The sequence below is a fragment of the Streptomyces sp. NPDC055966 genome (genome assembly GCF_042269865.1).
In the GTDB taxonomy this organism is placed as follows: domain Bacteria; phylum Actinomycetota; class Actinomycetes; order Streptomycetales; family Streptomycetaceae; genus Streptomyces.
In genome coordinates this window covers 114,911-127,999 of sequence record NZ_JBHJYK010000013.1, presented here as the reverse complement: position 1 = coordinate 127,999, position 13,089 = coordinate 114,911, and the positions used below count along the sequence as shown (strand labels likewise).

Here is a 13,089-nt window from a genome sequence, read left to right as displayed (position 1 = left end):
GCCCGCTGCAGCCCCAACCGCTCGACGTCAATACCCAAGGCCGTTCTCGCCCTGGAGCAGCACGGCGGAAGAAGCTCAATGGGTGTCTCCGGAGCGGCCACTGATTTGTCTTCAGTTCCTTGCCTGCCTCGCTCGATCCAGGCACTTTCCCGCCGCGGCCGCGCCGACCCGTCACGGTCCGCGCCACCGCCCCGCCGGAGAGCCGGCCCCCGCCCGTCGACTGCTTCGGCATCCTCCCGGAGACCAAACGGAGGCTGTGGCGGGCCACCGCACGGGGCTGGCACCTGCACTCCGCGTCACCGTCCCGGCCGGCCGAGGAGTACCGCACCTACCCACAGAACAACGCTGCGCACGCGGCGCGCGTTGACCAGCCCCCCTCTCCCCGGGGTGACGCGGGGCGTGCAGCGGTCGTCAGCCGTAAGCCGTACGCCGGGGCTGGCCGGCGTCCCGCGTCATCCGAACCTTGAACTTAGGTTAGCCTTACCTCATGAGTGCACTCCTGCTGGCCCAGGACACGGCCGGATACACCCTGCCCACAACCTGGCGGGCCGTGACCAAGACCGGCTACTTCATCGGCCTGACCGGTTCCATCGGCGGTCTCGTCACCTACGCCGCCACCGTCCGCCCCGCGTTCAGGAGTTCACCGGCCGCGAGCGACGACGTCGTTGTGCTGCGCCACCGCTCGGCGATATACCTCGCCTGGTCGGGCGTGGTGCTGCTGGTGACCGGCTACCTCCAGCTCGCCGCGCGCGTCGCCCGGGCGGGCACGGGCATGCCGTTCGGCGACGCCCTCGCCCCGGAACACATATGGCAGTTCCTGCGGGCACCCGCCGACAAGGGCGCCTGGATCGCACAAGGCACCGTATTCCTGGTGCAGAACCTCGTCCTACTCGTCACCGCCGCCAGCCTCACGGCCCTGTTCGCACGCGGCGCGCGGCGCCATCTGGAGCCGATCGCCCGGACCGCTCTGCCTCTCGCGCTGGCGGTCACGCTGATCACCGCCGTCCCGGCCATTGCCCCGCAGACCACGGACGCGCTCCTGGACCTGGTCTTCACCCAGATCCACATCATCAGTGGCACGGTGTGGCTGGGCGGCCTGGTCCTGCTGAGCGTCCTCGCCGGTGCCCGCCGCCGCCTGGGCCCGGACGCGGGTGTGCTCTGGGCCGACATGTGGCGCCGCTTCAGCCTCGTCGCGATGATCTGCGTCGCCGCCGTCGTCGTCTCGGGTCTGTGGATGAGCTGGGAACACGTCGGTGGAATCAGCCAGTTGTGGAGTACCGGCTACGGCCTCGCCCTGCTCGTGAAGATCGTCCTCGTCCTGGGACTGGTCCTCGCGGGCGCCTTCAACCAGTTCTGGCTGATGCCACGCATGGTCCAGGCCCGCCGCGCAGGCGAGAGCGCCTCGCTCTTCCATCTGACGCTGCGACACTTCCCCAAGGTCGTGTGGAGCGAGATCGCCCTGGGCCTGGCCGTCCTCGTGGTGGTTCCCTTCCTCACCGGCTCCGCCCGTACCGAAGCCGGCAGCCCGCAGGCCGAGCCGTCGGCCGGCGTCTTCGCCGCGGGCGCGACACTCGCACTCGCCCTCGCCGCGTCCCTCTACGCCACTGCCAAGGCATCCGAGGCGCTCTCCCGCCGGCCGGCCACCACCACCGCCGATCCCGTCTGACCAGCCAAGTCGCCGGGCCCACTGCCTTGCCACCGCGCTGCACGCCGACCTGTACGGAGACCTCCCGCCCTCGGACTGCGCCGAGCCCCCAGCATCACCACTCCACCACGACGGGACCTACACCACCGGCCGCGGTCTCGCCGGGCATGCCGTCCTGGCCGGTGAACAGCGGATCAACCTCATCTGGGAGGAATCCGTCAGCGGCGCCGGCCCCCGGGCGATCCGGGGGCCGGTTCATGCCGTTGAGCGGAGCCGTTCGGCCCGAGGCCCGGGGGTCAGCCGATCTGTGCGCCGTACGCTGCAAGGGCGGCCGGGACGGGCTGGAAGAAGGTCTGACCGCCGTTGGTGCAGTCGCCGCTGCCGCCGGAGGTGAGGCCGAGGGCGCTCTCGCCGTCGAAGAGGGCGCCGCCGCTGTCGCCCGGCTCGGCGCAGACGTCGGTCTGGATCAGTCCGCTGACCGTGCCTTCCTGGTAGTTGATGCTGGCGTTCAGGGCTTGGACGGTGCCGTCGTGGACCTGGGTGGTGCTGCCGCTGCGCTGCACCTTCTCGCCGACGACAGCGTCCGCGGCCTTGGTGATCTTCTGGGTGCTGCCGTTGTAGAGGTCAACCTCGCTGGGGTGGTCGGTGTTGTCCGTGTACTTGGCGATCGAGTAGTCGTTGCCCGGGAACGTGGACTGCTCGGTGGTCGCGATCGTCTGGCCGCCTTGCTGGTCGGACCACTCCTTGACGTCGTTGCCGCAGTGGCCGGCGGTCAGGAAGTACGGCTGGCCGTCCTTGACGACGTTGAAGCCGAGCGAGCAGCGGGCGCTGCTGCCCCAGATCGCGTCGCCCCCGGCGACGAGGGGCTTGAACTCGCTTTTGGTGTAGTGGATTTCGACGGTGTCGCCGAGGCTCCTGGCGACCTTGGTGAGCCGGTCCAGCTTGGCGCCGGTGACCGTGCGGTCGGCCGTCACCACGACCTTGTTGGCCCGGGGATCCATGGCCCAGGCGGTGCCGGGGATGGTCGCCTGGGCCTTCAGGGTCTGCCGGGCCGCGTCGAGCTGCGCCATCGAGTGCCGGACGATCCTGGCCTCGGCGCCCTTGGCCCGGACGGCCGCCGCGGACGTCTTGTCCACCACGTTGACGACCAGCTTCTGGGCCTTGGCGTCGTAGAACGCGCCGGCCGTACCGCTCTTGAGCTGGGACGCCAGGGTGGTCGCGGCGGAAGGGGAGAGCCTGGCCGCCGGGGACGCGGGGGCGGCCTGGGCGCTGGTGAGGGTGAGGCTGGCGGTGGCGGCGAGCGCGAGTGCGCCCGCGCCGGCCAGCATCGTACGGCGGTGGCGCATGCGGTTGTGCTTCAACTGACTGCCTCTCATGGGGGGATGGGCCCTGACTGTGGGGAGTCACGCGGGCCCGGGAGGTAGGTGTGACATGCCTGGCACGGGACGAGTCACCCGCCCTAGCGGATGTCACGTCCATGCCAAGCACCGTCGCTTCAGTATTCGCACCTGCCCCACCCGTACACAAGGCCGGACTCCCGCCCCACGCACATAAGTTCACGCTTGCACCACATCTTGTTCACACCGCTGTCCGCCCATCCGGATCCGGAGTCCGGACACCGGAGGGCCCCAGGCGAGGCCCGGCCGGTCGGTGACAGTGAGACGATCAGGGCGCCTTGAGGTGCCTCGGTGAACTCCCGGGAAACTTCACTCGTTTAATGTTGACAGGGGCATGTCTACGCGCGTCATGCTGGGCGGCATGAACTTCCCCCCACAGATCACCAGGATCGGCACCGCGGGCGCCCTCGCCGCAGCCCTGCTCTTCGGCGGGACCGCCGTGGCCGCGGCACCCGCCGTCGCCGCCACCGCTCACGCAACGACGACGCACGCCAACGTCGTCCACGCCAGCGACATCGGGAACATCTGCTACTCCCAGCTCCCCTCCCAGGCACACGACACCCTCAGCCTGATCGACCAGGGCGGCCCCTTCCCCTTCCCCAAGGACGGGACCGTCTTCACCAACGTCGAAGGCGTCCTCCCGCCCCAGAGCGCCGCCGACTACTACCACGAGTACACCGTGATCACGCCCGGTGCGCCGACCCGTGGCGCACGGCGCATCGTGACCGGCGAGCAGTCCCAGGAGGACTACTACACCGCCGATCACTACAAGACCTTCAACCTCATCGACCGCACCTGCTGACCCCCACCAGCACCGGCTGACGAACCGTCCGCACGGCGGCCAGGCTGCACCGGTACCCCGGCTTGCGCCGGGAAGTCACTTCGGCGGCAGCGTGACGCAGAAGGTGCCGAGGCGGTACTGGGCCACCTGTACCGCCACGGCACCGAACTCCGTCAGACCGAGCGGCCGAAGGCTGGCGGCCTGCCGCCGCGACTGAAGCGCAATGCGCCAGAACCACACGGCAATTGACCCGCGTGCGTAACCACCAGTGCACCCGGTTGTTACGCACGCGGATCAGAGTGTCATGCACATTTCATGCCCATGTTCACCTTAAACTTGGAGGATTCCTTGCTGACTCTGCGACGTCCCCAGCTGTCCTGGGCCAGGCGATTCGCGGTGCTGCTCGCCGCCATCGCGTCCGTGCTCAGCGTGTCCGCGATCAACAGCCCCGCCGCGAACGCGGCGGTCTACAGCTCCTGCAACATCGCCGGATGCTCCGACGCGGCCTCGGCCAACTCGACCTGGTCCGACCTCGGTTACCCCACCTCGCGGGGCTGGGTCGACTGGCCGGACGGCCAGTGCAGCTACGCGGGCGGCGAGTTCTACAACAACGACGGGCAGCTGCCCTCCGGCGACACCTTCTACGAGTACGACGTCTACCCCCGCGCCTGCGGCGCCCACCGGGACGCTGTCCGGATCGTCGTCGACTCCAACACCGGCGCGGTCTGGTACTCCCCCAACCACTACACCGACTTCTACCAGCTCTGACACACCAGCAGGACCCGCTCACGCGTGCAGGCCGGCACACTGGGCGAGAAGCCGTACCTGCCTGAGGACAGGGCCTCCCGGTAGCTCGGGGATGAGAATCCAACCGAGCAACGCCGGGAGGCCCTGATGTCGTTGTCACGCGCCTCCGAGTCCGCCCACGTCAACTCGGTCGCAGCATCGGGTGATTGCCTCGCGCACGCGTAGGGCAACGCGACTCGGATCGCTTGTCGATCTTGTTGGATGAGGTGTCCACGGAGGCGAGTGCCCCGGACCGCTGTTCCAGCAGCATCAGGTGATGTCCTGACCAGGCCACCGAGAACGTCTGGTCTAAGTCGCTGGAGTTCGTGGTGGGCATTGCGTCGAATTCATGGCAGGTGCCCCGGTCCAGGTCGAGAATTGCCAGGCGGTTGTCCCGGAGGGCGCTCGCATACCAGCGTCCACTCGGATCGAGCGTGCCCACGCCCACAGTGTCGCCACCCTTGCAGGAGGGAACGCGGTCGCTCTTCCGTTTGTCCGCGGCGTAGGAGTGGGTGCAGTTTCCGGTGTTGCACGCGTCGTCACGCCAGATGACACGATTGCTGGCAGCGGCGACCGCAACAGGCCCGTCTGATGACCGGCTGCGGCGGCGTCCGGGCCGGGCTGTCGTCCTGTCCTACGCCGCGGCCCTCCTCGTGCCGGGCCCCGGCCTGTGGCTGCGCCACTCCCACGCGCTGCCGCTCCCACGCTCTGCCGCTCGGACCGCTGATCCGACTGCCGGTGTCTACCGCACCATGCCTGCTGTGGCTGGTGCTGTTCGTGATCGTCGCGATGCCCGTGGCGGCCGGCGCCACGGTGGGACCGGCAAGGGCGACGGCGACCAGCCCACCATGGTCGGCCTGGTCCTCGCCTCCACCCTCCTCAGCCCGCTCACCACACCGCTGTCCCTGCGCGGCGGGCATTCTGGTCCGCCTCGCTCTGCCCCCGTCCCTGCTCGTCCGAGTACTGGGCGCAGTCGCGCCTGCGGCCCTGGCCGGCTCGCTGGTCCTGACGTACGTCAACGCCGGCGGCGCCCTCGGCTCCTTCGTCGCCCGGCCACGTCCACTGATGCTGGGTGTCGCTCTGGTCGTGGCGGCACTGGTCCGCCGGCTGTCGTTCGTGGTCGGCCGGTGCGCGGCGCGGCTGCTGCGGCTGGACCCGCCCGCCGCCTCCTCGCTCGCCCTCGCCCTCGCCCTCGGCATGAACAACAGCAGCGCCGGCGTCGTATTGATCACCGTCGCGCTCCCGGACAAACCGCACCTACTGCTCCCGGTCCTCGCCCACGGCCTGCTCCAGAGGACAGCCGCCAACCAGTCGTACGGCTCCGGCCTCCCACGGTGTTGCGTTCCATTGCCCAGAACATCGCGGTCCCCGACCCCACGCCGGGGGCGCAGGACACCGGTGCGCGCAAGCTGTCGCAGCCTGTTCCCAGGATGCGACGGGCACCGACGGGAAGACTGGTGCTGCCCCGGCCGGTCGCGGCCGACCGTCGTGGCTTCATGGCAGGGCAGGAGCGGCGGGCGCCAGCGGCCTGCTGCCGTCTGTCAGGCGGCTGACCAGGGAAGATGGAGAACTGGGGCGGGAGTATTTAGGGTCTGCACGTGGCTTTCATCATGGTGTGCGAAGACGACGCGGCGGTCCGCGGCGTCCTCAGGCGCGCCCTGGAGCACGACGGCCACACCGTCTGCGTCGCCGCCACGGCCGACAGCCTGCTGCGGCAGCTCGCACCGGCGCCCCATCTGGTCGTCCTGGATCTCGGGCTTCCGGACGCCGACGGCCGCGACGTCTGCCTGGCCCTGCGGGCTCGCGGCGTCGACGCCCCGGTGTTGATGCTCACCGCCTTGGACGGCTTGCATCACAAGGTGGGCGGCTTCGAGGCCGGCGCCGACGACTACATGACCAAACCCTTCGACATCCCGGAACTGCTGGTCCGCGTCCGAGCGCTGCTGCGCCGGGCCACGGTGGCGCCCGCACCGCGCGAGGTCGTCCTCGATCCGGCGAAGCACGTGGTGACCTACGATTCGGTGAGCATGAGCCTGACCCCGACCGAGTTCCGGCTGCTGGGCCGCCTGATCGCCTCGCAGGGCGACGCGGTGCGCCGCCACGCCCTCATCGCTGCCGGCTGGCCGCACGGAGCGCAGGTCAACGACAACACCCTCGACTCCTTCGTGCGCCGGCTGCGGACCAAGCTCGGTCCGCTGGGTGTGGCCGAGCGTCTGGCGACCGTCCGCGGCGTGGGCTACCGATGGCAGTGACGGGACGAAGGCAGTGACGGGATTCCGCAAGCGAGTCGTCGCGCTCACCGTGCTGATCGCCACCGCCGTGGTCGCGATTCTGGTCGTGGTCTCGCACGTGCTGCTGAGCCGGGTCACGGACGCCGACGCGCGCGATCTGGCGCGTACCCGCGCCGAGGCGGTCGGGGCGAACGTCACCACCGTGGGCGGCCGTGTCGTGCTGACGGAGAACCGCAGCGAGGCGCTGGACGAGGTCGCCTGGGTGTACGCCGACGGACGCCTGATCGACGGGAACGTACCGGCAGGCATGGTCGAGCGCGTCGAGGCGCTGGCAGGCGCACGGCGCTCGCAGACCGCCGCCGTCGGCGACTACCTCCTGTACGCCCGGAAGGTCCCAGTCCACGGCCATCACGTCATGGTGATCGTCCGGGTGGACCTCACGCCCTACGAGACTTCCGAGCGGCGCAGCCTGACCTTGTCGCTGATACTGGGCGGCCTCGCGGTCCTCCTCGCCGGTGGTGTCGCGCACCTCGTGGTGCGCCGCGCGCTGCGGGTCGTGCACGAGATGGCCGCCCTCGCCGACGACTGGAGCCATCACGAACCCGGGCGCCGCTTCGACCTCGGAGTCCCCCGCGACGAGTTCGGGGAACTGGGGCGGACCCTGGACCACCTCCTGGAGCGCGTCGACAACGCGCTGGCGGACGAGCGCCGGCTCACCGACGAGATCGCCCACGAGCTGCGGACACCGCTCACGGTCCTGCGGGCCGAGGCGCAGCTGGCGCAGCTGTCCGGTGAGCCGGTGGCGCCGGAGGCGGTGCTGAGCGAGGTCGACCGCCTCGATGCGGCGATCAGGACGATTCTGCGCGCCGCGCGCGCACGGACGGACGAGGGGACCCGGTGCGATCTGCGCTCCGCCGCGCGGCAGGCGATCGCCGGCCGCGCGGTCGAGGTCGCCTTCTCCGCGAAGGTCGAGGTCGCCGTCGCGGCCGACGTCGCCGTGTCGCTGCTGTCGCCCCTGCTGGAGAACGGCCTGCGGCATGCGCGCTCGCGTGTGTGGATCACCGCGCGCATCCAGGGTGAGGCAATCGTGGTCGATGTCCTGGACGACGGCCCCGGGTTCGATCCCGCGGAGGTCGACCGGGTCTTCGAAGCGGGTGTGACCGGCGGCGACGGGTACGGGCTGGGGCTGCCGGTGGTCCGGCGCATCGCCGCCTCGGCCGGTGTGGAGGTCCGCGCGATCGCGGACGGCCGCGGTCACGTCGAGGTGACGCTCCCGGCCGCGTGTGCGGCCACGTAGTCAGGTTGCGTGCAGGTTCCCCGCGTAAACCTCCCCGCATGACAACGACAACGGAAGCACGCACGCGCAGCGGGCGGCTCATGCTCAACAAGGTCCCCGAGGTCACCGTCTGGTTCTGGGTGATCAAGGTCCTGTGCACGACGGTCGGTGAGAGCTTCGCCGACTGGATCAACACCCAGCTGGGCGTCGGCCTGGTGAACACGGCCTGGATCTTCACCGGGGTTTTCGTGGTGGTCCTGGCCGTCCAGCTGCGGCTGAAGCGGTACGTCCCGTTCCCCTACTGGCTGACCGTGGTCGTTGTCAGCGTCACGGGCACCTTGTACACCGACATCCTGACCGACCAGCTGAACGTGCCGCTGTGGATCAGTTCCGCGGTCTTCTCGGTGCTGCTCGCGGTGGTCTTCGGCGTGTGGTGGGCGCGTGAGCGCACGCTGTCGATCCACTCGGTCACCACGCCCCCGCGGGAGTCGTTCTACTGGCTGACCGTCCTGGTCACCTTCGCGCTCGGCACCGCGACCGGCGACTGGACTCTGGAGCTGACCGGCTGGAGCCCGGGCGTCTCCGTGCTGCTGCCGCTCGGCCTCATCGCGGCGATCACAGCGCTGTGGAGGTTCGGCGCGAACCCGGTGCTGTCCTTCTGGCTCGCCTACATCCTGACCCGCCCGCTGGGCGCGAACATCGGCGACTGGCTCGCCTCCCCCAAGGTCGCACAGAACCCGGGCGACCCGACCGGTCTCGCGCTGGGCACGTTCACCACCAGCCTGATCTTCCTCGCCCTGATCCTGGCGACGGTGGTCTACCTGACGGTGACGCGCTCGGATGTGACCGAGACCCACCAGGCGACCCACGCCGCACCGGTCACCGGCGACCCGCGCAAGGAGCGCGTCGCGCTCGCCGGCTTCGGAGTGCTGGCCGTCGTCACCGCGGGCCTGCTGGTCTGGGCCCACGGTCAGCCGCACGTCGGCCCGGCGCCGGAGACCGACACCACCTCCGCCGTCCAGATGGCTCCCGGCCAGGCGGTGAAGAAGTTCCCGCCCGCGAAGGTCGGCGCGCTGCGGACCCTCGCCTCCACCTCGCTCAAGGACGCCCGCTCGGGGAACGCGGCCGGGGCCCACGCGGCCGCCCAGTCGCTGCGTGACCTGTGGGATGCCGACCAGGCTTCGCTGCAGCCGCTGGACGATACCGGCTGGACCTCCGTCGACGCCCAGATGGACAAGGTGCTCAAGACCTTCGGTATCGATCACTCGAACCCGCCGATGTCGCCGGCGCAGCAGGAGAGCGAACTGAACGCCCTCCTGGCGGACCTGGGCTGACCAGCCCCGCTGTTGCCCCGGGCTGGTCAGTCGGGGTGCCGGCGGATGCGCCGGAAGCAGGCGTCGGTGACTCGTCAGAGCTGGTACAGGCCCGGGGCACGACGCCCGCGTGCGCGTCGTCCCCGGGCTGATCGGAACCGCGGGCTGCCGCTCCTCACCCAGCTCCGTGCGACGCTTCCTCGCAGTGGACCGGGACGAGCAGGGTGAAGGTGGTCGGAGCGCTGCCGGTCAGGGAGAGCCGGCCGCCGAGGGCGATCGTCAGATCGTGGGCGAGGGCGAGTCCGATGCCCGTTCCCTGCCCGCCGTCGCTGTGGCCGCGGTCGAACAACCGAGCCGCCGGGCCGCGTACCTCGCCCTCGTCCGTGACATCGAAGGCGAGGGCGTCGTCGAGGTCGCGTACGGCCAGGCGGACCGTGCCGCGGCCGTGGACGCGGGCGTTGTCCAGCAGGATGTCGAGGATCTCCGTGACCGGTCCGCCGGGCACAGGGACGTCGTCCGGTGCGTCCCCTGCGTGGCATTCGAAGCGCCGGCCGGCCTGAGCGAACGTGCCGTGCCAGCGTTCCTCCGCGGCACGCAGCACATGGCCTACGGGACGCTCGGCCGCCCTGGGCCTGAGCGCGGCCCGGGACGTGGACAGGCGCAGTACCTCCTCCACCGTGTCGTGCAGTCGCCGGGTGGTGGCGAGCGCCTCGGCCAGGACGGGGCGCAGCCGGGTGTCGTCGTCCTGCTCCAGGCCGGTCTCCAGCGTGAGCTGGAGACCGGCCAGGGGCGTACGCAGCTGATGGGAGGCGTTGGCCGCGAAGTCCCGTTCGTGTCGCAGGAGTTCGGACAGGCTGTGCAGCATCTCGTTGTGGGTGCGGGCGACCTGGTCGATCTCGGCGATGCTGCTGGGGGCCGCCCGGGCACCGAGGTCTCCTTCGGTGACGGCCCGGCAGTGGCGGGAGAGGTCCTCCAGCGGCGCAGCCAGGGCCCGCGCCTGACGGCGGGCGACGAGGACGGCGATGGCCAGCGCGACCACGGCCACACCCAGCAGAGCCGCCCACGTCAGAAAGACCCGGTCGCGCACGGCGGCGACCGGGGTGGAGGCCCGTACGACGCCGATCACCTGCTCGGCGTGCGAGACGGGCACGGTGACGACCAGGTCACCGCCCGACCGGCTCCGGACGGCCGCGCCGTCCAGGGCCCGGTGGACCGGGGCGTCGCCGTGCGCGGGGCCGCTGCCGGTGCGCAGCCGCGCCTGGGAGTCGTACAGGCCGACGTGTCCGCCCGCCGGGGGTGCCGGCAGTTCCACGGGGTCGCCGGTCACGTAGTCCGGGCTCACGCGGACGGCTGCGGCCAGGGCGGCCCGTTCCAGGGTGTCGCGCTGGTCGGCGTACAGGGCGGAGCGGATGGCGAGGGCCAGGGGGACGGCGAGGAGGACGACGGCGACCAGGGCGGCGACGACGGCGACTCGCACCACGCGCTGTCTCATGCCCTCATCATGCGGCCCAGCCGGCGGACCCCACCATGTGTGCCGCACGTTTTGCCGTCGTCTAACCCTCGCCGAGCAGGGCGTTAACCGGCCCGCTCCTAGCGTCGACGGTACGACCGTCCGGTCCGGGGGCTTCCCTTTGGAGGGCAGTGGACATGGCAGCACACGTACGGACGTCCGCATGCGTGGGCCTGGCGCTCGTCGCGGCGGTGACGGCGGGCTGTTCGGGATCCGGCTCGTCGGCTTCCAAGAGCCCGCCCGCCCCACGCTCGCCGTCATCCTCGTCGGTCCCGGGCACGCCGAACAACCCGGCGCGCACCGAGTCCAACCCGCCCGGTGACATCCCCGACAACCAGGTGTACGTCCCCTTCCACGGAACGGGTTTCACCGTGAAGGTCCCCGAGGGGTGGGCCCAGACCCAGCAGGGCGGCACGACGGCCTTCACGGACAAGCTGAACACCGTACGGATCCAGACGGCTTCGGTGCCGACCGCGCCCACGGTCGGTGAGGTGACGAACACCGTCGTCCCACAGCTGCGTGCACAGGTCCCGAAGTTCGCCGCGCCCAGGGTGTCCGAGGTGACCCGGCACGCCGGCCGCGTCGTCCTGCTGACCTACCAGGGCGACTCGGCGAAGGATCCGGTGACCGGCAAGGTCGTGCGGGACGCCTTCGAGCGGTACGCCTTCCACCGGTCCGGCCATGAGGTGGATCTGACCCTGTCCGGGCCGGTCAACGCCGACAACGTCGACCCCTGGCGCACCATCAGCGACTCCTTCGCCTGGCGGTGACCACCATGGCGGACGAGACGGTCCTCACCGCCCGGGAGCTGTACCGCTTCTACCGGGCCGGTGAGGAGGAGACGCTCGCCCTGCGCGGGGTGTCCCTGCGGGTGCGGCGCGGCGAGACGGTCGCGGTGGTCGGGCCGTCCGGGTCGGGCAAGTCGACCCTGCTGGCCTGTCTGGCCGGGCTCGACGAACCCTCCGGCGGCGAGGTGCGCGTGGGCGGCGTACGGATCAGCCACCGGCCGGAGACCGAACGGGCCCGGCTGCGGGCCCGCCACATCGGGGTGCTGCTGCAGACCCGCAATCTGCTGCCCCACATGAGCGTCGGCGACAACATCCGGCTGGCCCAGCGGGCCGCCGCGGGCAGGCCCGCGGTCTCCGCGAAGAAGCTGCTCGGCCAGGTGGATCTCGCCGGGCGGGGCCACGCCCTGCCCCGGCAGCTGTCCGGCGGTGAACTGGCCCGTGCCGGCCTGGCCGTCGCACTCGCCAACTCCCCCGACATCCTGCTGGCCGACGAGCCGACCGGCGAACTGGACGGCGAGACGGAACAGGCCGTCCTCGCGCTGCTGCACGACCGGGCCGCCCGGGGCTGCGCCGTGCTGATCGTCACCCACAGCGCGGCCGCTGTTCGCGTCGCCGACCGGGTCATCGGCCTGGAGGACGGAAGGACAGTCGGCGCCTCGGCGGAGCCGGACCGGCAGGAGGCCCCCGATGTCTCCGCATGAGCCGCTCGTCGTCTGCCGGGACGCGGCCCTCACCTTCGGCCAGGGGCAACAGGCGGTCGTGGCCGTGCACGGAGCCGACCTGGAGATCGGGTCCGGTGACCGGCTGGCCGTCGTCGGCCCGTCCGGGTCGGGGAAGAGTTCGCTGCTGCACCTGCTGGCGGGGCTGGAACAGCCCACCAGCGGCACCGTCACCCGGGCCGAGTCCCTCGGGCCGTACGGGATCGGGCTTGTCTTCCAGGGCGACAGTCTGATCCCCGCCCTCAGCGTCGCCGAGAACACCGCCCTGCCCCTGATCCTCGCCGACCGTCCTGAACCCGAGGCCCGTGAAGCCGCCCTCGCCGCGCTCGCCCTGGTGGACGCGGCCGACCTCGCCGACCGGCTGCCCGAGGAGATCTCCGGCGGCCAGGCCCAGCGCGTGGCCGCCGCCCGCGTCCTGGCCCAGGCCCCACGCCTGATCCTCGCCGACGAACCGACCGGCTGCCTCGACCACGCCACCGGCGCCCGGGTACTGGACGCCCTGCTCACGGCCGCCGACCACACCGGCGCGGCCCTCGTCGTCACGACCCACGACCCGGCCATCGCCGCACGCCTGCCCATCCGGCGCACCATGCGCGACGGGCGGCTGCTCGCTCCCGAGGAGGTTCCGTGACCACCGCCCGGT

The 13,089-nt window shown here is 71.1% G+C and carries 13 protein-coding genes; 9 read left to right on the top strand and 4 right to left on the bottom strand.

Annotated features, from left to right (window positions below):
• Positions 1-487 precede the first annotated feature (487 nt).
• Entirely contained in the window at positions 488-1,666 is a 1,179-nt protein-coding gene (locus ACFC8N_RS26780; protein ID WP_376290464.1) for a copper resistance D family protein, read from the top strand.
• Between the two features lie 275 nt (positions 1,667-1,941).
• On the opposite strand, the gene ACFC8N_RS26775 is transcribed toward ACFC8N_RS26780, so the two are convergent.
• Positions 1,942-2,973, bottom strand: coding sequence for a S1 family peptidase (locus ACFC8N_RS26775; RefSeq protein ID WP_376290674.1), 1,032 nt, complete (start codon positions 2,971-2,973; stop codon positions 1,942-1,944).
• A 430-nt stretch (positions 2,974-3,403) separates the two neighbouring features.
• Between ACFC8N_RS26775 and ACFC8N_RS26770 the strand changes: the two genes are divergently transcribed.
• Both ACFC8N_RS26770 and ACFC8N_RS26765 read left to right on the top strand, forming a co-directional pair.
• Positions 3,404-3,844: a ribonuclease domain-containing protein gene (locus ACFC8N_RS26770; protein WP_356025833.1), complete on the top strand. Its 441-nt coding sequence runs from the start codon at positions 3,404-3,406 to the stop codon at positions 3,842-3,844.
• 327 nt (positions 3,845-4,171) lie between these two features.
• A complete protein-coding gene (locus ACFC8N_RS26765) occupies positions 4,172-4,591 on the top strand; it encodes a ribonuclease domain-containing protein (RefSeq protein ID WP_356025758.1) in 420 nt (139 codons plus the stop codon).
• A gap of 160 nt (positions 4,592-4,751) precedes the next feature.
• Here ACFC8N_RS26765 and ACFC8N_RS26760 read toward each other — a convergent pair whose 3' ends face one another.
• Complete coding sequence (locus tag ACFC8N_RS26760; protein WP_376290462.1) at positions 4,752-5,051, bottom strand: hypothetical protein; 300 nt, start codon at positions 5,049-5,051, stop codon at positions 4,752-4,754.
• Between the two features lie 446 nt (positions 5,052-5,497).
• Positions 5,498-5,866, bottom strand: coding sequence for a hypothetical protein (locus ACFC8N_RS26755; protein WP_376290460.1), 369 nt, complete (start codon positions 5,864-5,866; stop codon positions 5,498-5,500).
• Positions 5,867-6,207: 341 nt separating this feature from the next.
• On the opposite strand from ACFC8N_RS26755, the gene ACFC8N_RS26750 reads away from it, so the two are divergent.
• Genes ACFC8N_RS26750 through ACFC8N_RS26740 form a run of 3 tightly spaced genes read left to right on the top strand, consistent with a single transcriptional unit; the run spans position 6,208 to position 9,450 of the window.
• Positions 6,208-6,861 carry a response regulator transcription factor gene (locus ACFC8N_RS26750; protein ID WP_356025764.1) on the top strand — a complete coding sequence of 218 codons (654 nt, stop codon included), beginning with the start codon at positions 6,208-6,210 and terminating at the stop codon, positions 6,859-6,861.
• A gap of 13 nt (positions 6,862-6,874) precedes the next feature.
• Positions 6,875-8,137, top strand: coding sequence for a sensor histidine kinase (locus tag ACFC8N_RS26745; protein WP_376290457.1), 1,263 nt, complete (start codon positions 6,875-6,877; stop codon positions 8,135-8,137).
• Positions 8,138-8,175: 38 nt separating this feature from the next.
• A complete protein-coding gene (locus ACFC8N_RS26740; RefSeq protein ID WP_376290455.1) occupies positions 8,176-9,450 on the top strand; it encodes a hypothetical protein in 1,275 nt (424 codons plus the stop codon).
• Between the two features lie 154 nt (positions 9,451-9,604).
• Here ACFC8N_RS26740 and ACFC8N_RS26735 read toward each other — a convergent pair whose 3' ends face one another.
• On the bottom strand, positions 9,605-10,921 hold the full coding sequence (locus ACFC8N_RS26735) for a histidine kinase dimerization/phospho-acceptor domain-containing protein (protein WP_376290452.1): 1,317 nt from the start codon (positions 10,919-10,921) through the stop codon (positions 9,605-9,607).
• Positions 10,922-11,076: 155 nt separating this feature from the next.
• Between ACFC8N_RS26735 and ACFC8N_RS26730 the strand changes: the two genes are divergently transcribed.
• Genes ACFC8N_RS26730 through ACFC8N_RS26720 form a run of 3 tightly spaced genes read left to right on the top strand, consistent with a single transcriptional unit; the run spans position 11,077 to position 13,077 of the window.
• Positions 11,077-11,709, top strand: a complete 633-nt coding sequence (locus ACFC8N_RS26730) for a hypothetical protein (RefSeq protein ID WP_376290450.1) — start codon at positions 11,077-11,079, stop codon at positions 11,707-11,709.
• A gap of 5 nt (positions 11,710-11,714) precedes the next feature.
• Positions 11,715-12,428, top strand: a complete 714-nt coding sequence (locus tag ACFC8N_RS26725; protein WP_376290449.1) for an ABC transporter ATP-binding protein — start codon at positions 11,715-11,717, stop codon at positions 12,426-12,428.
• The gene (locus tag ACFC8N_RS26720) at positions 12,415-13,077 is read left to right on the top strand and encodes an ABC transporter ATP-binding protein (protein ID WP_376290447.1); all 663 of its coding nucleotides are present in this window, start codon (positions 12,415-12,417) and stop codon (positions 13,075-13,077) included. The genes ACFC8N_RS26725 and ACFC8N_RS26720 overlap by 14 nt, the downstream gene beginning before the upstream one ends.
• Positions 13,078-13,089 lie beyond the last annotated feature (12 nt).